This window comes from Phenylobacterium sp. SCN 70-31 (genome assembly GCF_001724605.1).
Taxonomy (GTDB): domain Bacteria; phylum Pseudomonadota; class Alphaproteobacteria; order Caulobacterales; family Caulobacteraceae; genus Phenylobacterium.
In genome coordinates, this window is the sequence record NZ_MEEX01000032.1 from 1 (window position 1) to 24138 (window position 24138).

The following is a 24138-nucleotide window of genomic DNA, read 5'->3' on the forward strand; positions in this document are numbered from 1 at the left end:
ATGATCTGCTCTTCCGTGAACCTTGATCGCTTCATTCGTCCGTCCTTTGGTCGGGCGGACTCTAGCTATTCCTGGCTGAGTTTCAGGGGGTCACGTCACCGCCAGTAGCGATGCCTGGAACCCCACCAGCCGAACAAGCACCTGCGACCATGTTTGTCCCGTCAGGAAAGGAGATGGTGGTATTCGGCGCGACGCCGGTTGAACCACCGGCTGGATTGATGAGCTGCCCGTTGAGCCCAACTGTAATGGTCAGCCATTGGCCCACATTTAGCGCTAAGCGCCTAAATGCGAAGGCACCTGTGCCAGTAGTGCCCGCGCTGGTGACCGACCCACAGCCCCAGGCTGCTATCTCATAGATTCCATTCTGCGGCACTGCCCACAAGTAGGATGTCACCCTTGGAGGGAAGGTTCGGCTGTACGCGACTTTTGTCGGCCTCCGCCCGTCCATCCCCTGCCCCACGAGACCCCGAAGCTTCTGTCGCGGAGCGCTCATCAGTAGTCCGCCCATTCGGCGATGACGTTCACGGCTTCGGTCTGTCCCTCGGCCATATAGATCCGCTCGTTCGCCGTCAGGATCAGCGGGTTGTCGTCCGAGTAGCCGAAGTCCGTCGGCGCGTTCGCGACGGCGGCGCCGGGGTTGATGGTCCCCATCAGCTTCGAATCCGCCAGGAACTTGGTCGTGCCGCCGTCTTGGCTGCGGTAGAGTTGGATGTTGTTGGCCGCGTTGATCTGCTCGAGCGGGACGGCCCACAGACGCGTCACACGGGCGCCGTTCGGCCCGGCCGTCACCAGCAGCGCGGTGTTGGTCGGCGCGGTGGTGAAGGTGGTGTTCGCAGTGGTGAGTCCCACGCTGGCCGACTTCGGCGTCTGGGGGGTCACGATGGAGTTGGGGGTCACGGCCATGGCTCAGGCTCCTGGGGCGTCTCCGCAGGGGAACGCCGGCTTCAGAAATGAAATCGCGTTCGGGCAAACGCTTGTCGATATGGGCGAAACGCGCCGGGTCGCTGCGCTACAGCGCGACCGCCAGGGCGACCTGAAGACCTTGGATCGCGGAGGCGTAGTCCGCGAGGTCGGCGGCGACCGGCGCCTGCCAGGTCGCATTCGCGCCGTCGGTTTTGAGATACTTGCCGTCGTTTGCGAGTTGCGCGGGCAGTTCCACCTGCGAGAACCCCGCGGCAGCCACATAGTCCTTGATCGACAGACCGCCGTATCCTGGCGTCTTCACCGCCCCGCCGTCGGTGGCGACCCAGGCGATGTCCCCGGAGTCGAGCGTCACCGTTCCGGGGGCCCCCGTCGCAAGGGTGACTGGACCGGCGCAGGCGTTCCAGATCAGATAGGCCTTGCTCACCGGCGGAATGGTTACGGTGAATGGCCCCTCGCCGCCTGTGAACCGGATCATCGCCGCGCGAGCCTCATCGGCGCCGGCGTTGGCGGTCGTGAGCGTCGTGTGGCCGGACAGCGCCTTGGTGAGCCAGCCGGCGATGGCGTAGTCGGCGTGAACGAGCGCGGCGTTCAGCTTCTCGCCCCACAGGTTGATGTTCTCGCCCGTGAACTGCAACTCGAAGCGAAGCGATGAGGACCAGGAGGAAGGCATCAGAGGATCGGGGCTCCCGTATCTTGTCGGATCCAGTCGGTTCCGTCGGAATGGGCCAGGGTCTGGAGGTCGGTCACCAGCACCAGGGCGTATGGGTGGGTGGAGGCAGGCGGCAAAGCGCCCGCCTGGACGGCGAAGAGCCGCGTCGGGCCGCCGGGAGACGCGAGCGACGCTATCGCGTCGGCCAGCGAACGCAGGAGCGGGCGCAGCGCTTCGGGCGCATCGGGTCCCACCGGTAAAACGGTCGGAATCGTCATCGTCCGGCGTCCAGAACCATCAGGCCGGGATCGACGCGCAGGGCGGAGAGCTTCCGGCTGCGGGCGTGCTTGGCGTCCAGTTCGGCGACCGCCCGCTCCAACCGGACTTCGTAAGCGCCCGTCAGTTCCGCGTCGCGCAGAAACGGTCCCGCCTCGGCCACGGTGGCGAACAGATAGACGTCGGGCGCTTCGGACAGCAGGGCGTTGGTCGGTGCGGCGTCCGACAGCGAAAACCCGCGCAGCATCCTCAGGACGAACCCGTAGGCTTCGTCACAGGGTCGGTCGAACGCCACGGCGTCACCGTCGATCGACCAGGCGGCAGGTTCGCCGCGCGCCGCCGTCAACGGCAGCAGGCTGGCCTCGACGAACGGCAGTTCCAGCCGCCCGTCAGGTCGTTCCAGCCAGAGGCGCAGCGGTTCCGTGAACCCCTGCGGCAACGACAGCCGGCGCGCGCCCGCGGTCGCCGGCAGCGGCGCCTCGACCTCGGCCAGCCGGTGCCTTAGCACACGATTGAGCCGCGCTTCGGCCAGCGTCACGAATTCGGGGATGCGTGCGGTCAGATCGCCGCGCACAAGCCAGTTCGCCGCCGCCGCCTTCAGCTCGGCGTAGGTGGTGATCGCCATGATTTGTCCTGGTGTTCAGGCTGGCGGGCGAGCGCCCGCTCAGCGGGTCATTGGGCGCCCAGCGCCGTGAGGTAGGTCAGGATCGCCGCGTACAGGTCGGCGACTTCGGTGTTCGAGAGCTCACCGCCCAGATGCAGGCACGCCAGGCGGTCGGCGCTGTGCGCCGTTCCGGATCTCAGCCCGACCACGTTCGCATCCGCGCCCGCCGTGCTCGCGGCGGTCGAGACAGCGCCCACCTGCGTTCCGTTTCGAAGGACCCGGCTGCTGGCGGCTCCGCTGCGCACGACCATCACATGGCCGGGAAGCGCGTCCGGAGACGCGGGATTGAACGAGCCCGCGGAATGGATACGGGTGTTTATGTTGGTTGCGGACGCGCCGATCCGCAGATTGCCCGCGCCAAAGACACCCAGGAAGTAGTTGGCGGCGCCGGCCCACGCATTGACATAGCCACCGGCCCCCATGGCGTCCTGTGTCCAGAGCGCCGACCCGGTCAGGTCGTTGAAGCCGGTGTCCAGATAGGCCGCCGTGCCGCCATTCTCGCAGCCCACGTCCGGGGTGAACGTCAGCGTCCCCGCGCCTCCCGGCTGGAGGTTGAAGGCGTCCTGGACCCAGTTGAGCCGCGCAGCCTGGGCGTCGTGCGCCGCCAGCATGTAGAAGGCGTCCAGCTTGGCCCATACACCGCCTGTTTTCAGGGCTCCGATGCAGGCGTCGATCAATGTCCGTCGCGCGGGCCCCGGATCGGCTTCGAAACGCGCGAACAGCGCCGCCGCCTCTGCGTTCTCGGGGCCGCCGGGATCGGCGACGCCCGATGCGACCCGGGACTGATGCCCCGGCCCGCGTTGGCCCAGATGCAGCGTCATGGGGATCAGAGACCCAGGCCGGTCGACACATAGAGCGTCGCCGACCCCGAAGCCGTGATGGCCGCGACATGCGTCGCGGGGTTGGCCACGCCGTTGGCCAGCGTGATCACCTCGATGGCCCCGGCGGGCAGCGGAATGTCCGTGAGCGCGGCGGTCACGCCCGATGGGCCGAGAGCCCAGAAGACGGTGGAGGCGCCGGCGTTATAGAGCCGGATCTGGTGCGCGCCGGTGGGTTGCTGCTTGATCGCCGCGTTCGCGGTCAAGGTGGTGGCGGCGATCGACGCCGTCGCGTCGTCGGCAGGAGTGAACGGTTTCATGGCGGGCCTCATGGCGGGACGCCGGCCGCGGCGCGGCCGCCTCCAGGGGATCGAAGGGGCAAGGGAGTGGGAAACGACGGCGGGCGCGCAGCCCGCCGCCGCTCCGTGTCGACGGAGTCTCGACGTCAGCGATTGGCCAGTCGGCAGGCCAGTTGGGGACGCAGCGTCTTGAAGCCGTACAGGACGTCCAGACGGCAGGGGAACTTGTCGTTGTTGATGTCGTACTGGCGCACGATCCGCATCGACACGCCGTCGAAGACCTCGCGCGACGCCCAGTCCACGCCACGCGGCATCATCAGGTCGGCCGTTGCGAAGGCGAAGGCGTCCTTCTGGTAGGCGAGGCTGATCCCGTGCGCCAATCCGCCCGTGCCAAGCACCGTAATGGACTTGTTGTCGCCCGGCAGGGCGCTCACCGTCTGGTTCGCCGGCGAACCGGCAGGTCCGACGATGGGCGGGCTGATGGTGATCGTGGCCTGGCCTGAACCGTTGGAGGTCACGCCGCCGACATCGGTGACCACGAAGGTTTGAGGCTGACCCGTCGACTGCTTGGTTTCGGGGTGCACGCGGAAGACATCGGCGATGGTGAAGATGTCACCGCGTTTCAGTACGTTCGAGCTGTTCGACCAGCCATCCGTCACCAGGGTCGACCCGGTCTGACCGGCGCCGTTGACCAGCGGCGATCCGCCCTTCGAGCCCACCGTGTGGCTGGGCCACAGGGTGTTCTCCATGAAGTCGAACCCGGCGGTCCGTCCCATGAAGCCTTCGCGGTTCTGGCGCGCGATGGTGGACTTGTCGTTGAACAGGCCCTTCAGGGCATCCACCAGATCCACATTGTCCTGGGTGTTGAGATTGCAGGTCCGGCTGGTGAGCGGCGCCAGGTTGTCGACCAGCATCTTCCGCGCGCTCAAGACGCCGGCGAACGTCGCCGGCAGGGCATGGTTGCTCACTTGGTTGTAGACGTCCTGGTACATGCTCATGGCGTCCGCCTCGATGTTGGCGGCCAGCACGCTCATCGCCGGCTCCAGCACGCGCTCCGAGAAGTCGTCCAGGCTCAGCGTCAGGTCGGCGGAGGTGAAGTTGAGGTCCACGCCCTTCTGGGTCTGGACCTTAAGATCCACGGAGCTTTCCACCGTGTCCTTGGCGTCCAGCACCGAACCTGTCCGCACCGTATACTGGTTGGGCAGGCGGATCTTCAGGGTGTCTCCGATCTTCGCGCCGTCCTGGGCGAAGCGGTCGTCGTAGTCGCGCGTGATCGTGCCCACGAAGTTGAGCTTCTGGTGCAGCACGCGAAGCGCCTCCCGCGTCACCGCGGTGGCGGTCAATAGGGTGTTCGGCATCGTCTCGATGTCCTCTGTGATGGGTGGATCGCCGCAGGGGGATCGAGGCGCCCCCTCTTCCAGGGGCCGGCGCGTGCTCGATCCGCCGGCGCCCGGGGGCCGCGGCGTCAGGTCAAGGAAAGGGACGCAAGCGAGCGTCCCCGCGAACCGGGTTGCGCTTTATCCGGCGTGGCGCCGGGGCGGCCCCGAAACTCAGGTCATGCGGCGCGGCGACGTCGGCCGGCCGGTTTGCTCAAGGCAGGCTCATCCTCGCCGGCCGCCATGTGTCCTCGCGCCACCGCATCAGTGGTCGGTCGGCCATTGAACAAACAGGGAGCCCGAACATCCTGTCTCGACAGGTCGGCGCCAGGTCGATCGACCGCCAGTAGCTCGACGTGTCCTCCGCCAACTTCCAGCCACTTGCGCGCGGGCAGAACCTGGCTTAGCAATTGGAACAAATTAGGAACTCGAACGGACTCACGTCTGTCGCGAGACGACCAGGAGCGGCCGGATGTTTCGCCGACCCGAGCCCCGACTTCAGACGTCTGGAGAAACCATCAGCCTTTGGGTCAAAGGACGCCAACTCTGGCAGATCGACCGGCGCGAAGTCCTCAAGGTCGAGATTTACAAGGTGGATCTGATCACCCTCGACGACATCCGCTGCGACATCAGGTTCGGCGATCCCGCATCGATGTCGATCGTGACCTTCAGCGAGGATCATCCGGATTGGAAGTTGCTGCAGGACTGGCTCCAGATTCTGCCGGGATTCGACACGAACTGGCCGCATCGCGTGGTCAAGCCGGCGTTCGTCGAAAACCGGACCGTCGTCTATCAGGCGCCACGTCGCTCCCACGAGCCCTAACGCGCCGGCGCCGAACTCGCAGCGGGGCGCGCCGGAGCACGACCGCGTATCCGATCGTGAAGGCCGAGGCCGGCGCTCCGTCCTGCGGCCCCACCGCCGCCGAGGCCTCCTGCGACCCCGGACGCGGCTCTCGCCTTGTCCTTGGCCGCGGCGATTTCGACGCCGCCCAGAGCGAGCGAGCTCACGAGCGAAGCCCGCCCTAGCCTGCCGAGTTGGCGCGCTTGTGCGTCGGCCACCGGGTTGGTGCGCGCAGCTCCGCCCACGCTACCCTCGCCTTTGCCGACGTCCGGTCGCACATGGTTCAGCCAGACGCGCTGGGGAGCCGGCGTCGCGCGGCGGGCGTCCACCTTGAGCGAGGTTCGCTGATCGCTGGCGTCGCCGGCCAACCTACGAACTGGCCCCTGGTAGGCGCGCCGCACTTGCTCGGCGCGTATGCCGTTCTGGCCGACATAGGCGGCGAACCCCTCGACGGGGCCGAGGATCGCATCGGCCTTGCTCAGCTCGGCGCGGCGAGCAGCGCGGCGCAGAGCATCGAGATCCGAAAGCTGTGAGATCTCGCCGCTCACGCCACCCTGGAATGGGACCTCCTCTTCCAGTCGCGCCACCCCATGAATGAACCTGGCCATCTCAGCCGCCCTTCGCCGCCTGAGCGTTGCGCCGGCGCATCCACTCGCGGGTGGCCAACTCGTCGCGGACGCCGGCCCCGCCGCCTGCGCCGCCGCTCAGCATCACGGCCGGCTGGAGGCTTCGGGCCTGGGCCCCGGCCTCGCCGCGCGCAGACTCGTCGGCCCGCCACGCCTTGTGGAGCAGCTTCCAGAGCCGCGGGTCGGCCATCCGGGCCAGCTCTTCGAGCGTGACGCCGAACGCCGCACCGTACTCCACGAGCTTGGCCGCCACTTCGGGCGACCAGCCGTCGATCTCCTCGCGCAACCGCGCACCGGTCTCGGCCATGGCCTCCGCCGCCTCGCGGGCGGCCTCGAGGGTCTCCCGCTCTTCGGTCCGCGCAACCGCCTCCGCCAGGTCGTCGCGCGCCGCCGACAGCGCTTCGAACCGCGCCCACAGGACCTGTGCGCCCTGTGCGTCCTCCGCGACGTAGGTCTCCCAGTCGACCGCCTCGAAGGCGGCGAGTTGATCGTCCAAGGCCGCGAGTTGTCGCCGGTCGCGGCTTTCGCTTCGTCCCCGCGCCATCTCGCGGAGGAAGGCTTCTCGCTCCGTCTCCAGAGCGCGGCGGCCGTCGGCCAGCTCCTGCGTCTTGCGCGTGTAGTCGGCCTGGCGCAGGAACGCGCCCCTGAAGCCTGCGGGCAGCGTGTGGACCTCGCCGTCCAACTCCAGTTCGAACGTGTCGGGAGCCACGTCGACGAGTTCGAGGTCGTCATCCGGGCGCGCGGGCGCATCGCCCGCCGTGAGGGGGTCTTGGTAGGCCATGGGACTCCTTGGGCGTAAGGGCTCCGGCGGCGCCGGAGCGGATGTGGGTTGTGTTGCAAAGGACGCGGCCGGACCGTCCTCCCCTGCCCGCCAGGCACGGTGGAGCAAGCTACCTGTCGCGCGTCTTGTCCTACATGTAGGGCATGAGCGGGCGAGGCTCGCCTGTCACAAGAGCACAACCGCCGTAGAGGATCGGCTCAAGCAGGATGAACCCCACGAACACCAGTCCTCTCACCAGGTTCGGGCGCATCACCAGAGAAGCCAGCCCGAAGACGACCGCGTACCAGCAAAAAAATATGAAGAAGAATGGGTTGGCGAAACACACGAAATCTCCAACCGTCCCGCCCATCTCGAAGACGGCCGACCGAATCCAGTAGAAGTATATGCAGAACCAGAGGATGCTGACGGCATACAGAACCGCAGCAATGCCCCGCACGATCATCGAACCCCGCGCTCCACCAGCCTGTCGGCCAGGCCCTTGCGACGCCGGTCATGCTCAGGGCCTACGCCACTGTAGTAGAAGTGGCCGTCGTGTCCGTCCTGTAAAAACTGATCGGCGACCTTCGGAAGGGCGGCGACGAGTTCGAAATCTGACATGCCCGCGCGGATCGGATCGCCGTGCTGGTCGAGATCGACGTTGATCACGTTCCGGATGTTGGGGTGCTTCCGGACCGCCCCATAGAGGTCGGCGTTGATGGGCGCGCCCACCAGGACCAGATTGTCCACCTTGCCCCCCTCCTGGGCCACCGCATAGGCCTGCGCCGCCGCCGCGGCCGCCCCATAGGAATAGCCGCCCAGATTGAACTGTTCATCCCCCAGAGACCGCGACCGCCTCGCGGCCGCCTGCGCCTGCGGCATGCCGACCAGCGACTTGGCGAAGTTGAGGTCGTTCATCATCGGAATCGAAAGTGCATCGACGGCCAGCCGTCCTTTCGACACCGGATCGGACTCTCCAGGCACACGGACGTTCTGGATGCCTGCCGCCTCGAACGCGCGGCGGAAGCCTTTCAGATAGTCTCCACCCACGCCGGCGCCGCCGATGAAGAGGAACTCGCAGTCTTCCGGCGACAGCCGCCCGCCGCCCTTCGTCGGCACGCCGTTGCTGACGTCGAACCGGCTGGGCGCTCCCAGTCGCTGGGCATAGACGTCCTGTCCGGATGCGGCCGCATGCATGCCTATCGTCGGCGGCAGCCCGTCGCGCGCCCTCGCGCCTGTGCGATCCGAAGACCTTGGCCACATCTTCACACCTCCGAACATATGAGGAACATCCAACCCGAGCAAGTCGTCCCGCAGGCTACCGCTGCAGCGCCTTCAGCCGGTTGGTCTCGGCCTCGAAGGCCTCGATCTCCAGCTTCCGCGCCTCGTGCGCCCGATCCTGCTTCAGGGCCACGACCTCGGCCCGCGCCGCGGCCAGCGCCTGAGCCAGCCCGGCCAACTGCGCCTTCGCCGCCTCGACTTCGGGTGACGCGCCGCCGGTCTCCGCCTGTCCCTCGCGGGCCTGTGGCGGCAGCATGGCCGCCAGCCGCTGAGCGATCTCGTCGGCGCCCGGCCAGTCCAGGTTGCGCGCCAGCAGGTCCCCGATCAGCGGGGCCGCCGCCGGATAAGCCCGGATCAGCTCGATCATCTGGTTCGCCGCCTCCTCCCGACGGCTGGTGAAGCTGGGCCCGGCGCGTACAGTCAGGTCATACCGGCCGACCCCCAGGTCGTAGATGCGGCCCACGGCCTTCAGCGCCGCCCCGCCATCCCCCTTTCCGCCACCCGTAAGGGGGACGCCCCGCGCGGCGCCGTCCGGTCCCAGCACCCGCACCACTCGAGCCGTCGCGTACACCTTGGGGATCAGGTCGATGAGGATTCGGCCCGCGTGCCGGATCGCGCGGTTCAGGTTGTCGATGTAGTGGAAGGTCGAGACATCCCCTTCCCGCTGCCGCGCCATGATCGCCCGGCCGCTGGTCTCGTTCGACCGCGCGCCCAGACTGGCGTCGTACAGGCCCATGATGGACTTCATGTCGTCCGAGGCGTTCAGCGCCTCCTGCAGCGCCCCCACCGGCGTACCGGAGAAGGGCAGTCTGATCGGCGGCTCGGGCCCGTCGTACTCCAGGAAGGCGTGGCTGCGCGTGTTGGCCGAGGCCCATTTCTCGGCGTCGCTGTCGAACGCACCCTTGCGGCCGATGAAGGGCGCCTTCGGCGCCAGCGCCACCAGCTCGGTGGACGCCGTGCGCCAGTAGTTGAACATCCGCTGCGGGTCCTTGGCGTCGCGCACCAGGCTTCGCAGCCGTCGCCGGCCGTCCACCATCAGCTCTTCGCCATAGACCGGAACGATCGGGATGAATCGCCCCGCCCAGTCCACCGTCTCCAGCACCTCCGCGCCTGAAACGATCCGCTGTGTCACCTTGTGGCTCGCCGCCTGCCGCGGCCGTCCCACCACCGTGACGCCCAGGGCGTCGAACATCGCCTTCTGCGCCGCGTAGGCCGCCTCCTCGATGGCCCGGCCATCCGACAGCGCCAGGATCGTGCGGCTTACCCGCTCGCGGCGCCAGTATTCGGCCACCCGCACGCGCTCGCCCGCCTCCGGACGGCCGTTCCGACCCAGGGCCCAAGCCTCGCCGTCTCCCCAGTCCGTCGCTTGGGCGCCGGCCCAGCGCGCCGCGAAGGCCGTGCGCGGCAGGCTCTCGACCACGAAGGCGGTGTCCCAGTCCGCGCTGTCGGCGGCCGTCGACTCCGGGTCGCCGTACACCGAGAACGGGTTCGCCACCCGCTCGACGGCCAGCTCCTGGTCGAAGCCGTCGTCGGCCGCATAGCGGGTGTTGATCCGGAAATAGCCCACGCCGCTCGTCACGGCGAAGTCCAGGGCCGTATCGTACGCCACCGTCGCGTCCGAACTCTGCTCGATGTGCCGGATCAGGCCGTTGAACACCTCGGCCGTTTCGGGATCGGCGGCGTCGTCCACGGGGTGGACGGCTATCGCCGGTTTGTTGAGCCGGGCGTCGTTCACCACCTGGCGTATGAAGGCCGGCAGCCTGTTGATGGTCAGGATGGGACGCCCCTCCCGGGCGCGCTGCTGGAGGACCTCGGGCGTCCACTGCTCGCCCAGGCGCGCGAAACGCAGGTCGTCCAGCGCCTCACGCCGGTTCTCCGCCTCGGCGTCGGCCGCCAGTCGGAACGCCTCGCGCGCTTCCTCGAGAATGGTGTCGTCGGACAAAGGCTTGGCCTCATACGTTAAGGCCCGCTCGGGACCGCCCCGGCGGGTTCGCGGCCCGGGAGCCGCGGTCGTCGAACTCTTGCGAAAACGCCCTTCTATGAAACGTCAGCCGCCTGCGGCGGCGCACTCTGCGCAAGCCTCGCGGGCCGCCCCGGGCGCAAATCTCGACGTTGATCGAACCCTACATCTTTCGCGGGCGCACGTCAAGAACAAAACAAGAACATTTCTGGCTGGCAAGTCACTCGGGCGCCCAGGACGATCTGTCACATACCGCCGTTACCGGTTGTTCACTGCGAGACGCTTAACTGGCGCCGCGCCCATGGGGCGTCGCAGAACCCGAGGCGTCCGTTGTCGCAACGCATCGTTCCGGAACGTCCCGACCGCGCGCCAGCCGCGCGCCGCCCGGATGGTCGTCGACGCGGTCCCACCCTCGCGGCCCGCCTCGACGAAGCGCGCCAGCCCATCCATCATGTCTTCCCGATCAAGCTGATCCTGGTGGCGGGCGCTGCAATCGCCGCCTCGCTCAGCCTTCCGTGGTACGTCGGTCTCGGGTGGGCGCTGGTGTCCCTCGCCATCGAAGTCTGGCTCTGGCGCGCCTCGGCGCCGGCGGCCTTGCATCGCGGAACGTCTCGTCGACGCATCGCCCACCGCCGCGCGGCGTTTGCGATCCCCTACGCTCTCAACAATCTCTGGTGGCTCCTGTTGGCCGCGCTCTTCTGGTCGACCGGCGAACCCGTAGCGATGGCCACCGCGGCGGCGACGGTCCTCACCATTGCCGCTGTCGGCGTCATGCTGTTCCACAACGTTCCGATCGTCTTCTACCTGACAGGCGTCGCGCCGGCCGTCGCCGCCCTGATCGTGCTGCTGATCGCGACCGAGCGCTCGCTGCTGGAGATCGGGCCGGTCTGGTTCGTGATCGCCCTGGGCGGCCTCTTCGCCGCGGGGCGCGCCCTGGAGACGCCATCGGCCCAGGAAGCCCAGCGACGGATCGACGAGAGCCTGGAGAAGTACGAGATCCTCGAAGCCAACATCACCGATGTCATCGCCCGCACCGGTCTGGACGGCCGGTATCAGTACGTCTCCCCCGCCGCCGCAGACGTCCTGGGCTATTCGCCCGGCGAACTGATCGGAACCTCGCGTTGGGATTACCTGCATCCCGACACGGATCTCTCGATCTTCGCCGAGGCGCTGCAGCGACTGCTTGAGAATCCCGACGCCTCCGAGACGCTGGCCGTACGGGTGCGTCACAAGGATGGGCGCTGGATCTGGCTTCAGTCGCGCGGTCGCGTGATCCTGGAGAACGGCGAGCCCGTCGCCACCATCGACGTCAGCCGGGACGTCACCGCCCAGATGGACGCCGAGGCCGCCCTGAGGGAGGCCAAGACCGAGGCCGAGGCCGGCGCCCGGGCCAAGGCCGAGTTTCTGGCCAACGTCAGCCACGAGATCCGCACGCCCATGAACGGCGTCCTCGGCGCGCTCCAGGCCCTGGAAGGCGAACCCATCTCTCCCGAAGGGCGTGAGTTGCTGCGCCGCGCCGAAGACTGTGGCCGCATGCTGTCGCAGCTTCTCAACGACGTGCTCGACTTCTCCAAGATCGAAGCCGGGCAACTCGACCTCGCGCCGGAACCTCTGGACGCCGGCGACGCGCTGGAGTCCGTCATTGGCCTTCTCGAGGCTCAGGCCCGCGCGAAGGGGTTGGCGCTGTCGTACGACATCGACGGCTTCGACCTATGGATCGAGACGGATCCCGTCCGCCTTCGTCAGGCCATGTTCAACCTGCTCGGCAACGCCGTGAAGTTCACGGCCACCGGCCACGTGACCGCCCGCTTGACTGTCCGTGAAAGCGCGCCCCACCGCCGCCAGGTCCGCCTGGAGGTCGAAGACACCGGCATCGGCATCGCGCCCGAGGCGCAGAGCCGCCTCTTTGAACGTTTCCATCAAGGCGAGAGCGACACCGCGCGCCGCTTCGGGGGAGCCGGACTAGGCCTGTCGATCACCCAGGCGCTGATGCGCATGATGGGTGGCGACATCGGATTCGTGTCGGAGGAGGGCCTGGGTTCGACGTTCTGGATCGCCTTTGAAGCTCCAGCGGCGCAACCTGTCGCCGCTCCCGAGCCCCAGGCGGAACTTCTGGAGGGAGTCCACGTCCTCGTGGTGGAGGACAACGCCACCAACCGTCTCGTCGCCCGCACCCTGCTCACCCGCCTGGGCGCCACCGTCAGCGAGGCCGAGGACGGCGTCGCCGGGGTCGAGGCGGCCGGTCGCGGCGGGATCGACCTGATCCTCATGGACATCCAGATGCCGCATATGTGCGGACTGGAAGCGACGCGAGCCATCCGGGGCCTGAAGGGGTCCGCAGGCCGCACCCCGATCGTAGCGCTGACGGCCAACGCCATGCTCCACCAGCGCGCCGAATATCTGGCCGCGGGCATGGACGGGATGGTGGCCAAGCCTCTGTCCGTCACCGCCCTGGTCACCGAGATCGCCCGCCTGATCGCGGAGCCGGAACCCGGGTTGGCCGCAACCGCCTGACTGAGGGTCAGGCCACGCGGGCTCTAGGCACGACGACCGCGGATCAGGCCCACGATGAACAGCAGGAGGATCGCGCCCAAAGTGGCGGTGATCAGGCTGGGGATCACGCCCGCACCCACACCTATGCCCAGGGTTGTCGCGACGAAGCTGCCGAGGAACGCGCCGACCACGCCGACGACCAGATTGGTCAGCAGGCCGTGATTGCGCTTCATGATCTTCTCCGCGATCCAACCGGCCAGGATGCCGATCAGGATCGCGCCGATAAGTCCCACGCCGTTCATGGCGAACCCTCCGTTGCCTCTGAGGCTGGAACGCCGTTGTGCGGTCAAGGTTTCAGGCCGAGCCGGATCAATGGGGCCGAGGGTCCGACGTCATCAGCCGGACGTAGAGAACCGCCGCGATCAGGGCCAGCAGGCTGGTCAGGGGCCGCGATGCGATGACATGCAGGATCTCATGTACGAACGACGGCATCGGTAACATCCCGGCGCTGCCGCGAAGGGCGGTAAGCGCCTGATAACTCACCGTATCCATCCCAGCCTTAACGCCCCCTCAACCCAAGTCGTTAACGTCTGCCGGATCGGCCGGGCCAGGCGTCCCGCCCAAGGAAACCAGATCACCCGAGCCGCCCGACCTCAGGCCATCCACGACAGCGGGCCCGCGAGCGGGCGACTCGTATCCCGCCGCGGCCTGGACCCAACGGGCGCCGCCTGCCGGTTGAGCGCATAGGCTCCGAAGGCGTCGGCCGCATGGCTGGCTTCGTCGTGCAAGGGGCCGGCATAGCTGCGCGTGGCCCGGTTGAACCGCTTTCGGTAGCGCCGGAGCCGTTCGAGACCCAGGCTGCATCGCTCCGCATCGAACCAGCAGATCGGAATCATCAGCCGCGCGGCGTTCACGCGCTCCTCGGGATCGGCGGCGGCCCCCACTTCGATCCGCGCAAGGCCGAGCGAACGCAGGGTCTCGTAGCGCGACCGGCCGGTCGCCAACTCCCGCACCATCACATCGTGCGGCAGGTGATGGGTTCCCCACAGCATGTCACGCCCGGCGATCGCCTGACGCACGATGGACGGCAGGCCCTCGCCGCTGGTTTCGAAATAGTCCAAAACCCGGATCTCGCGCCCGGCCTGCTGGAAGAACCAGATCGCCGTGTAGTCGTCGATGCCAAGGTCCCAGGCCGTGTCCACCGGCAGCGACGGATCCATGGGCACGCGCGCGATCCGGCCGCCGCGCTCGGCCTCGCCCAGCAGGCTGGCGTAGTAGGTTCCCGGCTCCGCGGCCTCGAAATCGACGAGGTACTCAGACGCGAACCGAGCCTCGCCCGCCTCCTTCGAACCCAGCTCTGCGACAAGTTCGGACCGCTCGTTCTCGAGTTGCTCGGGTGTGAATACCTCGGTCTCGGTGGCGGGCGATTTCTGGCAGAACCAGTCGGGCCGTCTGGCCCGCACCTCGAACGACCGCGTCGCATGGTTCCGTCCCCGCGGAGTCCAGAGGAACAGCGCCCACCCGTCGTTCTCCAGAAGCATGGGGCGGATGTAGGTCCAGGCCGCCGGGTCCATCAGCGCCCACTCCGAGAACGTCACGCCAGCCACCGAGGCGCCCACGAGGCCGTTGTAGTGGTCGCCCCCGGCGATCTGCCAGATCGACCCGTTGCGCAGACGGACCTTCATCTCCCCGTCCACGAACTCCGGCCCCATGATGTCGGGAAACGCCTCGTGGATGCGACGGCGCCCCGTGTGCGGATTCACCGCGTCCCACAGCGCCCGGCGTCCCTGGGCCGCGTCGGGAAAGAGATGCCAGTAGCTTCCCACACGCGCGTGGCATCGCCAGGCGGCCCAATGCAGCGCCACCTCGTCCTTGCCCCAGCGCCGGTGCGCCACCACGTCCGCCCGCCGGGCGCCGCCCAGCAGGGCCTGCCACAGAGGCTCCTGGTGAGGGCGTGGCATCCAGGCTCGCGGCAGGCCCAGTTCGAGGAGATTGGAGGCTGGAACCTCTTCCACCGCGGCCTTCTTCTTCCGCGGCACTAGTTCACCCGGCCTTTGCGCGGCGCTTTGCCGGCCGCCTGCCGGGCCGCCGCTTCCGTATCGTCCTCGCGGATATCCGGCCTGGACAGTGGAGCCACCTCGCGCACCGCCTGACGGCCATCGGCGTCGGTGTAACGCTCGAAATGGCGCGCATAGAAGACGATCTCGACCCGCCGCGCGTCGGGCTGGGCGTCCCCGCCGGCGCGCTCTCCCCGGTCCGCGGCCGCGGCCTGGGCGGCCCTCTTCAGAAGCGTGTCCACCCGCAGACGATCCGCGGTTGCGGTGTCCTTGGTCGAGCTTTCCGCCACCCTAAGCGCCTGATCCGCGCAGTAATCCGCCGCCATGCGCCGCGCGGCGGCCACCTGGGCCGCAAAGCCGGGTTTCGTCTCCAGCCAGGCGTAGAAGGTCACATAGGCCGGCATGTCGTCTTCCCGCGACATGTCCGACCATCGTTCGCCCTGCGCCAGCCGCTGGCAAATGGTCTCGGCCAGAGTACGCGAGAAGCGGACAGGCCGGGCAGGTGCTTTGCTCATGCGAGCCTCCTTCGCCGGGTTCAGCGGCGTTTTGCGTGAGATTTCAGGGGTGACTTTGCCCGCTGCGCGAAGATCCCGGACGGAACATGCGCAGAGGACGGCCCTTGCGCCGCCTCGGATCGCGCAAGGTCGATGGCGCAACGCCGAAAAGAAAGGATGACCGTCGAACGTCCGGAAGGTCAGGCCTTCAGCGGGTGTCGGGACGCATTTGTCGAGGTTGTCCGCACCTTACAGCGGCTGCGGGCGCTCGTCAAGAACATAATGGGAACATTCGACCGCCGGCCGCTTCATCGAAACGACCGGGGCGCAGAGCCCGGATCGCCTCACACAGGTCGCCGAACGTGGTACCGTCAAATCTCTCGGGGGGGAGGAAACTATCGATGCGTCCGAACGATCGCTTCTTGTCGCGCCGCCTGTTCGGCGCAGGATTGCTGGCGACCGGTACGGGTCTCTCGGCAAGTCCGGCTCTGGTCCAAACTCTGGCCCAAACTGATCCGCCACTCACGCCGGAATCGCCGGTGGGGCCGTTTTACCCACTCACTCACCCCGCCGATCACGACGCAGATCTGGTCTGGCTCAAGGGACGTAGCCAGAAGGCGGCTGGGTCGGTGATCCAGGTATCGGGCCGCATACTGGATTCCAGGGGCCGGCCGATTCGGAACGCGGTGATCGAGCTTTGGCAGGCGAACGCCGCCGGCCGCTACGACCACCCGAACGACGTCGCCAAGTCTCCGCTCGATCCCAACTTCCAGGGGTTCGCCAGGCTGGTGACCGGCTCCGACGGCGGGTGGCGCATCACCACCGTCAAACCCGCCGCCTACGACAGCCCGATCGGTCGCCGAACGCCACATATCCACTTCGACGTCCGCGGCCACGCCCATCGGCTGACGGCGCAGATGTATTTCTCGGACGACGCGGCCCAGAACACCGTCGATCCGCTCTACGGGAATCTGGGTGCGGACGGGCCTCGTTCCGTTGCTCGGCTCGAGGCGCCGTCCCGGTATCAATGGGATGTCGTCCTGATGGACGCCTGATCGCCCCGGCTCAAAGCCCGAGTTGCCGTGCGATGATGTTGCGCTGGATCTCGTTTGTCCCCCCATAGATCGTCTGGGCGCGGGTCTGGAAGTATTCCGCCACCCCGGGCGCGGCGAACGCCGGGATATCCTCCAGCCCCGCTCGCCAGTCTTCGCGGAACCGATTCTCGAAGTAAGGTTCGCCATAGTCGCCGGCCAGATTGACGAACAGCTCCGTGATCGCCTGCGCCGTCTCGGTCGCGTGAATCTTGAGGATCGACGCTTCGTCGCCGGGAGCCTGCCCGCTGCTCAGCGGCGCTAGCGCCCGATAGGTCGTCATCTCCAGCGCCGTCAGCCCGATCTCCACCTCGGCGAACCGTCGCCGAAGACCCCCTTGCGATTCCAGAAGGTCGCCCCATGGGGCGGCGGCCGACGCCGCCTTCAGGCTTTCCATCTGCCGGCGCTTGGCCGCCACGTGGGCGTAGGAGGTGCGCTCGTGGCTCAGCAGGTGACGCGCATAGGTCCACCCGCGCCCCTCCTCGCCGATCCGGTTCTCCACCGGCACGCGCACATCCTGAAGGCTCACCCTGTTCAGGGAATGTCCGCCGTCGATCGAGATGATCGGCGTCACCTGGACACCCGGCGTCGCCATATCGATGCAGAGGAAGGTGATCCCTTCCTGTTTGCGCTCCGTCGTCTGCGTCCGCACCAGGCAGAAGATCCACTCGGCATGATGGCCCAGGCTGGTCCACGTCTTCTCGCCGTTCACGACATAGTGGTCTCCGTCCAGCACCGCCGCCGTCCGCAGGCTGGCGAGGTCGGATCCGGCGCCAGGCTCGGAATAGCCCTGAGCCCAGAACACCCTGGAGGCCAGGATATCGGGCAGCCACCGATCCTTCTGCGCCTGCGTGCCGAACGCCATGATCACGGGCGCTACATACAACAGCCCCATCGGCGAGACGTTGGGCGCGCCCACCCGCTCCAGCTCCTCGTCGAAGATGAACCGCTGCGTGACCGTCCAACCCGGGCCGCCGTAGGCCTCGGGCCATCCCGGAGCCAGCCAGCCCTTGGCGCTCAGCGCCTGTTCGGAGGCCCGCAGATCCGCCTTGGTCAAACGCTGGCCGTTGCGGACCTTGGCCAGGATGTCCTGCGGATATCCGGTCTCGAAATAGCTCCGGACCTCCTGACGGAAACGTTCGTCGTCCGGGCTCAGGTCGAGGTTCATCGGTCGTCCATCCCACTGAGAAGAAAAAGAACGTGAAGCATGATTCCGATTTTAGCGCAGATGACCGCACTTCTCTAGCGTGATGCGACTCCACTCGGGCCCCGTGCGGAAGACAGGACCGCGGGATCGCCGCATGCCCCTTGACCCTCGCACCGTCGCTCCGGCAGGTCGGTGAGGACAAGAACGATATCGAGGAAGCCCGCAGATGTCCGCCTCCACCGTCCCGAGCCTCGCCTCCGCGCTGGGCCAGGTCCGGGTCGTCAGCCTCGAGTCCGGGCGCGCTGTCATCGAGTACGAGGTCGGCCCTCATATGTGCCACTCGGGCGGCGTGGCTCAGGGCGGCTTCGTCTGCGGCTGGATCGACGCCGCGATGGCGCACGCCTCCATCTCCCAGTCGCCGGACGTCACACCCATGTCCCTGGAACTGAAGGTGAGCTATTTCGCCCCCGCCCGTCCGGGCCGCGTCCTGGCCGAAGGCTGGATCGAGCGGGCGGGGCGCTCCACGTGTTTCGCCGAAGGCCGCCTCATCGACCTCGACGGCAATGTCCTCGCCAAGGCGACCTCCACGATCCGCCTCATCCCCCGCTCCGCGGTCGAAGCCAGCACCCGGCGGGCGCTGGAAAAGAAATGAGGCTTGGGGCGGGCCCTCGTCAGCGCCGCCGTGATCCCGCATAGGGAAAAGCCCTCGGCGCGGAACGCCGAGGGCCTTTGGACGCCACCCGTGTCGGGGGGGATGACCAGTGGCGTCCTGATCCTGAAATGCAGGACGGCCGCGCTTGTTCCCGCGGTGGCGTGCAAAATCTTTTCACGGTTCGGCCGCCAACAGGTCCAGGGCTACCCGGACCAAGGTCTCCAGCCGCACGGCCTCGCGATCCGCGCCCGCCGCTTCGCGTGGCGTCATCTCTTCGCCGCAGATGAGATCGCAGGCCGTCACGAGGTCCGGATGCCGCGACAGGATCTCCCGCCAACCCGCCAGCCGGAGGCGCGCCGCCGCGGTCCGCTCGGCCTGGGCCATCACGCTTCGCCCGTCCGGCTCCGTGAAGGCGCCCCCGAGCCGGGGCGCGAGGCTGGAAGGCAGGCGCGCCTCATGCTTCACCCGCCGATAGGCGTCGCCATAGCGCACCCCGGCCACCATCGCCTCGGAGGTGATCCGCCCCCGCGCCGCCAGCGTCTCCAGCCCGGTCTGCCGCCGGTGCGGCCCCGCGCGCGCCCGATCCGCCGGCCCCGTCACCGCCGCCCCTCGCGCCCGGCTGAGCGACACGGTCTCCGCCACGCCGGCGGCGACTTCCGCCGCCTCGGCGCGGGCCCGCTCCTGCCGTTCACGCCGGATCAACCGATCCCGCGCCGCCCGTTGCGCTTTCAGCGTCGGATCTGCTGGCTTCTTCACACGCACCCCCCACGATCTTAAGTTCTTGTTTTGTTCCAATCCCGATCTGCACCTATCCATCGGGGAGCCCCCGTCGGATTGCTTGCGGGATTGGAGAGGTCCCACACTACCTATGCGGTACGTCAGGTTCGGACGTACCCCGGCGCCGGAGCCTGACAATGTGCAACGAGTTCCGCTTTCAGGCCGCGCTGGACGAGATTCTCGACGCCTTCAACCGCCTCCGCATCGATGTCGACTGGGAAGGCGGCGCGCCGAACCTCGAGCCCCGCGCCTCGATCCGACCGACCGACAAGGCCTTCGTGCTGGCCGGCCGTGACGGCGGCGGCGCGCGTCTCGCCGACATGCCCTGGGGCTTTCCGGGCCCGCGCGGACCGGTCATCAACTTCCGCTTGGAGGGTCGGCGCTTCCCGTCAGGGCGATGCCTGGTCCCCTTGACCGGCTTCTACGAGTTCACGAAAGACAGCGACCGCCCGAAAGGACCCAAGTCCAAGTGGCTGTTCGAGGCCGCGGATGGCGGCTTCCTCTGTGTCGCAGGTCTGGTCCGCGAAAGCCGCTTCACATTGTTGACCTGTGCGCCCGGCCCCGACGTCGGGGCCTATCACGACCGCCAGGTCGCACTGCTGCCGCGCGCTCTGTGGGGAGACTGGCTCGACTCCCGCCGACCGCAGCCGCCGCTGGGGCCCGTTCCGGCGGGAACGCTGAAGGTCACCCGCGTCCGATAGTCCGACCTACGGAAGATCCTCGGCCAGGATCGCCATCTCGAACATGAACGAGCCATCCTCGTCCTCGTCCTCGAACACCACGCCGATGAACTCCTCGCCGACATAGACCTCGGCGGAATCCTTCTGCTTGGGCCGGGGCACAAGGGTGATCCGGGCGTTGGCGAAGGTGCCGCGCAGGTGGCCCTCGATCCTGCGGATGGTCTTTTCGTCCACGCGTGCGCTCCTGGGTGCCGATTCCGGCGCGAACCTACAGAAAGCCCGGCGGCGGCGAAACCTCAGATGACGTAATCGTACACGGCCTCGGCCAGCGTGTGGTCCATGCTCTTGGCCGGCTCGTCGCAGGTCGGGCAGTTGACGAGGCGGGCGGGCACGCCCGCCGCCGTGCAGCCGGCCGGCACGTCCTTCAGCACCACCGAGCCGGATGCGATCTTGGCGTAGTCCCCGATGCGGATGTTGCCCAGCACCTTGGCGCCCGCGCCCAGCAGCACCCCGTTGCCCACCTTGGGGTGACGATCCCCCCGCTCGGCCCCCGTACCCCCGAGAGTCACGCCCTGGAGCATCGAGACGTCGTCGCCGATCACCGCGGTCTCGCCGATGACGATGCCGGTGCCGTGGTCGACGAAGACGCCGCGGCCGATCTGCGTCGCGGGGTGGATGTCCACCTGGAACAGCTCGCTGGTCCGGCTCTGGAGATAGAAAGCCAGGGTCTCGCGCCCCTCGCTCCACAGCCAATGGGCCACCCGCTGCGTCTGCAATGCCAGGAAGCCCTTGAAGAACAGGAACGGCTGGACATAGCCCCGGCACGCGGGGTCGCGCTCGAACACCGCCTTCAGGTCCAGTTCGGCGGTCTCCACGATCGACGGGGCGGCTTCATAGGCTTCTTCGATCGTATCGCGCAGGCTCATCGCGCGCAGTTCCTGGTCGCCCAGCTTGCGCGCCAACTGATAGCTGAGGGCGTCCCCCAGACTGTCATGGTTCAGGATGACGGCGGCCAGAAGGCTGGCCAGCGCCGCCTCGCTCTTGGCCGCCGCGTAGGCCTCGTTGCGCAACGCCGCCCAGACCGGCGGCGGCGCCTTGGGGTTCACGACCTCCAGGCGCTGACTCATGGCGTCCTCCCGGCCCACAGGGGCCCCTCGCCGTCAGGCTAGCATGGCGCGCGACACCGCCGGCGCCAGAAGCCCTTGTTGCGCCATATAGAAAGCCTTCAACAGCATCGCCACTGTCAGCGCGTCCTGCAGATGGCCGTCGACCGCCGCCGCCAGTGCTTCGCGGAACGGGACGCGGACCTGCTCCAGCGCCTCGGTGTCGTCCGGCCGCGCCCCATCCGCCGCCGCCAGCAGCCCGGTCGCCAGATACCCCACGGCGCGTTCGTCGGTCACCGAATTCGAAAGTTGCACCCGCAGGATCTCGCGCCACTCGGTCGCCTGGAGCCCGGTCTCCTCCGCGAGTTCCCGCCGCGCGCTTTCGAGCGGATCGCGGTCCAGCGGTCCGCCGCCCTCCGGAATCTCCCAGCTGTAGTCGCCGGCGGGAAAGCGATGCTGTCCCACCAGGACCGTCGTTCCGTCCTCGAACACGGGCAGGATCGCGACCGCCAGATTCTTGAAACCCACGAGGCCATAGGTTGCCGCCGCGCCGGTCGGAGCCGTCGCCGCATACGTCGTCACCGCGATCCAGGGATTCTCGAAGACGGGTGTCGCCGCGCCCCGCACCCAGGGCGCGCCATGTGACCGGAGCCAAGCGGGCTTGCGCATCCTTGAACTCCCCCTTCGACCTTCCTGCAAGGGAGCTGGACCTTGCCCTTGCATCGTTAGGCGAAGGTTGACGGCAAGTTGCGGTTGGCTTCGCGGTCTGCGCCCCCTAAATCCCGAGGGTGACCTCCCCCGTTCCCCCCGCCCCCGAGTTCGGCGCGAGCCTCGCGATCGCGCCCCGTCCCGACGTCCTGGACTTCCTGGCCCTGCGCCGTTCGGCGCCGGCCCTTACCCTGGCGGAGCCCGGGCCCACCGCGGCGCAACTGTCCGACCTGTTGCGCATCGCCGCGCGCGTCCCCGACCACGGCAAGCTCGCCCCCTGGCGTTTTGTCGTCCTGGAGGGGGACGCCAAGGACGCCTTCGCAGCGCGCCTCGAGGCCATAGCCCAGGCGCGCGGAGACGCCGTCCTGGCGGCCAAGCTCGGCAAGCTGAAGGCGCCCCCGCTCGCGGTGGCGGTGATCTCGTCGCCCAAACCTGGCGCGATCCCGGAGTGGGAGCAGGTCCTCTCCGCCGGCGCAGTCTGCGCCCACCTGCTGCAGGCGGCGCTCGCCATGGGCTTCGGCGCCAACTGGATCACCGACTGGTACAGCTACGACGCCGAGGCCGTGTCCGTGTTGGGCCTCGCCGAGGGGGAACGGATCGCAGGCTTCGTCATGATCGGCGCCGCCAGGGAAGCGCCGCTGGAACGCGAACGCCCCCTTGCCGCCACACTGGTTACGCGCTGGACGCCCTGAACGCTCTGTAGTCCTCGACGCTCGCCGGCTTGAGAGACAAAACGGCTGGGGAATCGTCGCGTCAGAAACACGGCGTCAGAAACACGACGGCCGAGCGACGCTTCGCGTCGCCCGGCCTGAGGTGACACGCCCGAGGAGAGTTGGGCAGGTTTTGCTATAAGCTTCTCGAAAGCTCTTGAAAAGCCCGAACTTCGTTCTGGGCCCCAATTCCGGCCACCTCGGCACGCTCGAGGCGCATGTCGATGTTTCAGGTTCAGATAATCAGTCCGATAATATTCGGACACAACCTACATAATCTCGAACAAATCTCTTTCCAGAGTAGTATTTCTGGCCTACCGAAATATTCGGTTAAGAAATTTTTCCATCGAAAACAACTTCATCCCCGCCCGCGATACGGGGAGACGCCCTGATCTGGAAGCCATAGACCTTGCGGCGGAAGGCCGGTCTGCCAGAACACATCGATGGGGATGCCGCCGCGCGGATACCAATACCCTCCGATCCGCAACCAGGCCGGCTCCAGCTCGGCGACCAGACGACGGCCGATGGCCACAGTGCAGTCCTCATGGAAGGCGCCGTGGTTCCGGAACGCGCCCAGGTAGAGCTTGAGCGACTTCGATTCCACGAGCCAGGCGTGGGGCGCGTAGTCGATCACGAGGTGTGCGAAATCCGGCTGGCCCGTGACCGGGCACAGAGAGGTGAACTCCGGCGCCGTGAACCGGACCAGATAGGTCGTGTCCGGATGCGGATTGGGCACGCGCTCCAGGATGGCGGTCTCGGGACTGTCGAAGCCCCGCACGTCGCGCCCGAGCTGGGTCAGGTGGGTCTCTTCCATGCGGTGGCGTTTAGACGCTAGTAGGGACCCGAACAACGACAGTGGAACAAGTTAGGAGACGTCCCGTATGGCCCAGGGTGATTTTCAGGACTACGTGGTGCTGGTCACGGGAGCGTCGACCGGCCTCGGCCGCGCCATAGCCGTCGAAACGGCCTCTCGCGGGGCGAAGGCCGTCATCGTGAACTATGCGCGCAACCTGGCCGACGCCGAGGAGACGGCCGCGCAGATCCGCGCCCACGGCGCCGAGGCCGTCCTGGTTCAGGGCGATGTCGCCGACGACGCCGACTGCCGGCGGATCGCCGCCGCGGCCGAGCCCTTCGGTCGTATCGACGCCCTGTTCAACAACGCCGGCACGACAAAGTTCGCCAACCACGCCGACATGGAGGCCGTCTCCGGCCAGGACTTCCTCGACCTCTACGCCGTGAACGTCGTGGGGGCCTACCAGATGGTCCGCGCCTGCCGGTCGCTGCTGGAGGCCGCCCCGCGCCCGGGCGCGGTGGTCAACACCGCATCGATCGCCGGCGTGGTCGGCATCGGCTCGTCCGTGCCTTATGCGGCGTCCAAGGGCGCGCTCAACACCATGACCCTTTCCCTGGCCCGCGCGCTCGCCCCCCGGATCCGGGTCAACGCGATCTGCCCCGGGTTCATCGATACCCCCTGGTTCGGGAAGGGCCTGGGCGAGCAGGCCGCGGAGAAGGTCCGCGCCAACGCGGCGGCCGCAACGCCATTGAAGGCGGCCTCGACACCCGAAGACATCGCCGCCGCGGCCGTATTCCTTGCGGCGCCCGCTTCGCGCCACGTCACGGGCGAGACCCTGCTGGTCGACGCCGGGTCGCACCTGGGATTCGCGGCGCTCACGCAGCGCTGAGGCCCGCCGGCCCCACCAAGCTGCACAATCGGAAGGCGCCCGACGCACAGGGCGCCTTTCGATTGGTCAGGAC

At 67.8% G+C, this 24138-nt stretch carries 29 protein-coding genes; 7 read left to right on the top strand and 22 right to left on the bottom strand.

The features are described from left to right. Positions 1-492: 492 nt before the first annotated feature. From ABS78_RS19570 to ABS78_RS19600, 7 genes are all read right to left on the bottom strand, one after another. On the bottom strand, positions 493-903 hold the full coding sequence (locus tag ABS78_RS19570; protein WP_293383368.1) for a hypothetical protein: 411 nt from the start codon (positions 901-903) through the stop codon (positions 493-495). 106 nt (positions 904-1009) lie between these two features. Continuing rightward, entirely contained in the window at positions 1010-1594 is a 585-nt protein-coding gene (locus tag ABS78_RS19575) for a hypothetical protein (RefSeq protein ID WP_293383371.1), read from the bottom strand. Beyond that, a complete protein-coding gene (locus ABS78_RS19580) occupies positions 1594-1851 on the bottom strand; it encodes a hypothetical protein (protein WP_293383374.1) in 258 nt (85 codons plus the stop codon). Before ABS78_RS19580 ends, ABS78_RS19575 begins: the two co-directional genes overlap by 1 nt. Then, complete coding sequence (locus ABS78_RS19585) at positions 1848-2474, bottom strand: hypothetical protein (protein WP_293383377.1); 627 nt, start codon at positions 2472-2474, stop codon at positions 1848-1850. Before ABS78_RS19585 ends, ABS78_RS19580 begins: the two co-directional genes overlap by 4 nt. A gap of 47 nt (positions 2475-2521) precedes the next feature. Continuing rightward, positions 2522-3334 (bottom strand): hypothetical protein, encoded by an 813-nt coding sequence (locus ABS78_RS19590; protein ID WP_293383380.1) that lies wholly within the window; start codon positions 3332-3334, stop codon positions 2522-2524. Positions 3335-3339: 5 nt separating this feature from the next. Further along, positions 3340-3651 (bottom strand): hypothetical protein, encoded by a 312-nt coding sequence (locus ABS78_RS19595; protein WP_293383383.1) that lies wholly within the window; start codon positions 3649-3651, stop codon positions 3340-3342. A gap of 125 nt (positions 3652-3776) precedes the next feature. Further along, positions 3777-4988 carry a P22 phage major capsid protein family protein gene (locus ABS78_RS19600; RefSeq protein ID WP_293383386.1) on the bottom strand — a complete coding sequence of 404 codons (1212 nt, stop codon included), beginning with the start codon at positions 4986-4988 and terminating at the stop codon, positions 3777-3779. Positions 4989-5478: 490 nt separating this feature from the next. On the opposite strand from ABS78_RS19600, the gene ABS78_RS19605 reads away from it, so the two are divergent. Further along, positions 5479-5829: a hypothetical protein gene (locus ABS78_RS19605; protein WP_293383389.1), complete on the top strand. Its 351-nt coding sequence runs from the start codon at positions 5479-5481 to the stop codon at positions 5827-5829. Here the strand turns inward: ABS78_RS19605 and ABS78_RS19610 are convergent. The 5 genes from ABS78_RS19610 to ABS78_RS19630 form a co-directional block, all read right to left on the bottom strand. After that, a complete protein-coding gene (locus tag ABS78_RS19610; RefSeq protein ID WP_293383392.1) occupies positions 5826-6455 on the bottom strand; it encodes a hypothetical protein in 630 nt (209 codons plus the stop codon). The two genes, ABS78_RS19605 and ABS78_RS19610, sit on opposite strands and share 4 nt — an antisense overlap. A gap of 1 nt (position 6456) precedes the next feature. After that, the gene (locus ABS78_RS19615) at positions 6457-7254 is read right to left on the bottom strand and encodes a hypothetical protein (protein WP_293383395.1); all 798 of its coding nucleotides are present in this window, start codon (positions 7252-7254) and stop codon (positions 6457-6459) included. Positions 7255-7384: 130 nt separating this feature from the next. Then, positions 7385-7696 carry a hypothetical protein gene (locus ABS78_RS19620; protein WP_293383398.1) on the bottom strand — a complete coding sequence of 104 codons (312 nt, stop codon included), beginning with the start codon at positions 7694-7696 and terminating at the stop codon, positions 7385-7387. Then, the gene (locus tag ABS78_RS19625) at positions 7693-8427 is read right to left on the bottom strand and encodes a hypothetical protein (RefSeq protein ID WP_293383401.1); all 735 of its coding nucleotides are present in this window, start codon (positions 8425-8427) and stop codon (positions 7693-7695) included. The genes ABS78_RS19620 and ABS78_RS19625 overlap by 4 nt, the downstream gene beginning before the upstream one ends. A gap of 121 nt (positions 8428-8548) precedes the next feature. Then, positions 8549-10453: a portal protein gene (locus tag ABS78_RS19630; protein WP_293383404.1), complete on the bottom strand. Its 1905-nt coding sequence runs from the start codon at positions 10451-10453 to the stop codon at positions 8549-8551. A 348-nt stretch (positions 10454-10801) separates the two neighbouring features. Between ABS78_RS19630 and ABS78_RS19635 the strand changes: the two genes are divergently transcribed. After that, the gene (locus tag ABS78_RS19635; protein ID WP_293383407.1) at positions 10802-12985 is read left to right on the top strand and encodes a hybrid sensor histidine kinase/response regulator; all 2184 of its coding nucleotides are present in this window, start codon (positions 10802-10804) and stop codon (positions 12983-12985) included. Between the two features lie 23 nt (positions 12986-13008). Here ABS78_RS19635 and ABS78_RS19640 read toward each other — a convergent pair whose 3' ends face one another. The 4 genes from ABS78_RS19640 to ABS78_RS19655 form a co-directional block, all read right to left on the bottom strand. Beyond that, positions 13009-13266: a GlsB/YeaQ/YmgE family stress response membrane protein gene (locus ABS78_RS19640; RefSeq protein ID WP_293383410.1), complete on the bottom strand. Its 258-nt coding sequence runs from the start codon at positions 13264-13266 to the stop codon at positions 13009-13011. 67 nt (positions 13267-13333) lie between these two features. After that, positions 13334-13456 (bottom strand): hypothetical protein, encoded by a 123-nt coding sequence (locus ABS78_RS19645; protein WP_293383414.1) that lies wholly within the window; start codon positions 13454-13456, stop codon positions 13334-13336. 161 nt (positions 13457-13617) lie between these two features. Next, on the bottom strand, positions 13618-14979 hold the full coding sequence (locus ABS78_RS19650) for a hypothetical protein (RefSeq protein WP_293383417.1): 1362 nt from the start codon (positions 14977-14979) through the stop codon (positions 13618-13620). A gap of 23 nt (positions 14980-15002) precedes the next feature. Further along, on the bottom strand, positions 15003-15536 hold the full coding sequence (locus tag ABS78_RS19655) for a hypothetical protein (protein WP_293383420.1): 534 nt from the start codon (positions 15534-15536) through the stop codon (positions 15003-15005). 380 nt (positions 15537-15916) lie between these two features. On the opposite strand from ABS78_RS19655, the gene ABS78_RS19660 reads away from it, so the two are divergent. Beyond that, entirely contained in the window at positions 15917-16570 is a 654-nt protein-coding gene (locus ABS78_RS19660; protein ID WP_293383423.1) for a protocatechuate 3,4-dioxygenase, read from the top strand. A 10-nt stretch (positions 16571-16580) separates the two neighbouring features. Here ABS78_RS19660 and ABS78_RS19665 read toward each other — a convergent pair whose 3' ends face one another. After that, the gene (locus ABS78_RS19665) at positions 16581-17774 is read right to left on the bottom strand and encodes an acyl-CoA dehydrogenase family protein (RefSeq protein ID WP_293383426.1); all 1194 of its coding nucleotides are present in this window, start codon (positions 17772-17774) and stop codon (positions 16581-16583) included. A 205-nt stretch (positions 17775-17979) separates the two neighbouring features. Here ABS78_RS19665 and ABS78_RS19670 point away from each other — a divergent pair, with 205 nt between their 5' ends. Next, on the top strand, positions 17980-18405 hold the full coding sequence (locus tag ABS78_RS19670; RefSeq protein ID WP_293383428.1) for a PaaI family thioesterase: 426 nt from the start codon (positions 17980-17982) through the stop codon (positions 18403-18405). A gap of 174 nt (positions 18406-18579) precedes the next feature. Here ABS78_RS19670 and ABS78_RS19675 read toward each other — a convergent pair whose 3' ends face one another. Further along, a complete protein-coding gene (locus ABS78_RS19675; protein ID WP_293383431.1) occupies positions 18580-19161 on the bottom strand; it encodes a hypothetical protein in 582 nt (193 codons plus the stop codon). A gap of 158 nt (positions 19162-19319) precedes the next feature. On the opposite strand from ABS78_RS19675, the gene ABS78_RS19680 reads away from it, so the two are divergent. Then, positions 19320-19883: an SOS response-associated peptidase family protein gene (locus ABS78_RS19680; protein ID WP_293383434.1), complete on the top strand. Its 564-nt coding sequence runs from the start codon at positions 19320-19322 to the stop codon at positions 19881-19883. Between the two features lie 6 nt (positions 19884-19889). Here the strand turns inward: ABS78_RS19680 and ABS78_RS19685 are convergent, their stop codons facing one another. The 3 genes from ABS78_RS19685 to ABS78_RS19695 form a co-directional block, all read right to left on the bottom strand. Continuing rightward, positions 19890-20096 carry a DUF3126 family protein gene (locus ABS78_RS19685; RefSeq protein ID WP_293383437.1) on the bottom strand — a complete coding sequence of 69 codons (207 nt, stop codon included), beginning with the start codon at positions 20094-20096 and terminating at the stop codon, positions 19890-19892. Positions 20097-20158: 62 nt separating this feature from the next. Continuing rightward, positions 20159-20989 (bottom strand): serine O-acetyltransferase, encoded by an 831-nt coding sequence (cysE, locus tag ABS78_RS19690; RefSeq protein WP_293383439.1) that lies wholly within the window; start codon positions 20987-20989, stop codon positions 20159-20161. 33 nt (positions 20990-21022) lie between these two features. Beyond that, on the bottom strand, positions 21023-21634 hold the full coding sequence (locus tag ABS78_RS19695) for an NUDIX hydrolase (protein WP_293383442.1): 612 nt from the start codon (positions 21632-21634) through the stop codon (positions 21023-21025). 119 nt (positions 21635-21753) lie between these two features. On the opposite strand from ABS78_RS19695, the gene ABS78_RS19700 reads away from it, so the two are divergent. Then, complete coding sequence (locus ABS78_RS19700) at positions 21754-22365, top strand: nitroreductase (RefSeq protein ID WP_293383445.1); 612 nt, start codon at positions 21754-21756, stop codon at positions 22363-22365. Between the two features lie 376 nt (positions 22366-22741). Here the strand turns inward: ABS78_RS19700 and queF are convergent, their stop codons facing one another. After that, positions 22742-23197, bottom strand: a complete 456-nt coding sequence (gene queF / locus ABS78_RS19705; protein WP_293383448.1) for a preQ(1) synthase — start codon at positions 23195-23197, stop codon at positions 22742-22744. A gap of 67 nt (positions 23198-23264) precedes the next feature. On the opposite strand from queF, the gene ABS78_RS19710 reads away from it, so the two are divergent. Further along, the gene (locus tag ABS78_RS19710) at positions 23265-24065 is read left to right on the top strand and encodes an SDR family NAD(P)-dependent oxidoreductase (RefSeq protein ID WP_293383451.1); all 801 of its coding nucleotides are present in this window, start codon (positions 23265-23267) and stop codon (positions 24063-24065) included. The last annotated feature ends 73 nt before the right edge of the window (positions 24066-24138 follow it).

Coding starts and splice junctions, on each gene's coding strand:
- ABS78_RS19570 (WP_293383368.1), bottom strand. CDS start 903: ATGGCCGTGACCCCCAACTCCATCGTGACCCCCCAGACGCCGAAGTCG.
- ABS78_RS19575 (WP_293383371.1), bottom strand. CDS start 1,594: ATGCCTTCCTCCTGGTCCTCATCGCTTCGCTTCGAGTTGCAGTTCACG.
- ABS78_RS19580 (WP_293383374.1), bottom strand. CDS start 1,851: ATGACGATTCCGACCGTTTTACCGGTGGGACCCGATGCGCCCGAAGCG.
- ABS78_RS19585 (WP_293383377.1), bottom strand. CDS start 2,474: ATGGCGATCACCACCTACGCCGAGCTGAAGGCGGCGGCGGCGAACTGG.
- ABS78_RS19590 (WP_293383380.1), bottom strand. CDS start 3,334: ATGACGCTGCATCTGGGCCAACGCGGGCCGGGGCATCAGTCCCGGGTC.
- ABS78_RS19595 (WP_293383383.1), bottom strand. CDS start 3,651: ATGAAACCGTTCACTCCTGCCGACGACGCGACGGCGTCGATCGCCGCC.
- ABS78_RS19600 (WP_293383386.1), bottom strand. CDS start 4,988: ATGCCGAACACCCTATTGACCGCCACCGCGGTGACGCGGGAGGCGCTT.
- ABS78_RS19605 (WP_293383389.1), top strand. CDS start 5,479: ATGTTTCGCCGACCCGAGCCCCGACTTCAGACGTCTGGAGAAACCATC.
- ABS78_RS19610 (WP_293383392.1), bottom strand. CDS start 6,455: ATGGCCAGGTTCATTCATGGGGTGGCGCGACTGGAAGAGGAGGTCCCA.
- ABS78_RS19615 (WP_293383395.1), bottom strand. CDS start 7,254: ATGGCCTACCAAGACCCCCTCACGGCGGGCGATGCGCCCGCGCGCCCG.
- ABS78_RS19620 (WP_293383398.1), bottom strand. CDS start 7,696: ATGATCGTGCGGGGCATTGCTGCGGTTCTGTATGCCGTCAGCATCCTC.
- ABS78_RS19625 (WP_293383401.1), bottom strand. CDS start 8,427: ATGCATGCGGCCGCATCCGGACAGGACGTCTATGCCCAGCGACTGGGA.
- ABS78_RS19640 (WP_293383410.1), bottom strand. CDS start 13,266: ATGAACGGCGTGGGACTTATCGGCGCGATCCTGATCGGCATCCTGGCC.
- ABS78_RS19645 (WP_293383414.1), bottom strand. CDS start 13,456: ATGCCGTCGTTCGTACATGAGATCCTGCATGTCATCGCATCGCGGCCC.
- ABS78_RS19655 (WP_293383420.1), bottom strand. CDS start 15,536: ATGAGCAAAGCACCTGCCCGGCCTGTCCGCTTCTCGCGTACTCTGGCC.
- ABS78_RS19660 (WP_293383423.1), top strand. CDS start 15,917: ATGCGTCCGAACGATCGCTTCTTGTCGCGCCGCCTGTTCGGCGCAGGA.
- ABS78_RS19665 (WP_293383426.1), bottom strand. CDS start 17,774: ATGAACCTCGACCTGAGCCCGGACGACGAACGTTTCCGTCAGGAGGTC.
- ABS78_RS19670 (WP_293383428.1), top strand. CDS start 17,980: ATGTCCGCCTCCACCGTCCCGAGCCTCGCCTCCGCGCTGGGCCAGGTC.
- ABS78_RS19680 (WP_293383434.1), top strand. CDS start 19,320: ATGTGCAACGAGTTCCGCTTTCAGGCCGCGCTGGACGAGATTCTCGAC.
- cysE (WP_293383439.1), bottom strand. CDS start 20,989: ATGAGTCAGCGCCTGGAGGTCGTGAACCCCAAGGCGCCGCCGCCGGTC.
- ABS78_RS19695 (WP_293383442.1), bottom strand. CDS start 21,634: ATGCGCAAGCCCGCTTGGCTCCGGTCACATGGCGCGCCCTGGGTGCGG.
- queF (WP_293383448.1), bottom strand. CDS start 23,197: ATGGAAGAGACCCACCTGACCCAGCTCGGGCGCGACGTGCGGGGCTTC.
- ABS78_RS19710 (WP_293383451.1), top strand. CDS start 23,265: ATGGCCCAGGGTGATTTTCAGGACTACGTGGTGCTGGTCACGGGAGCG.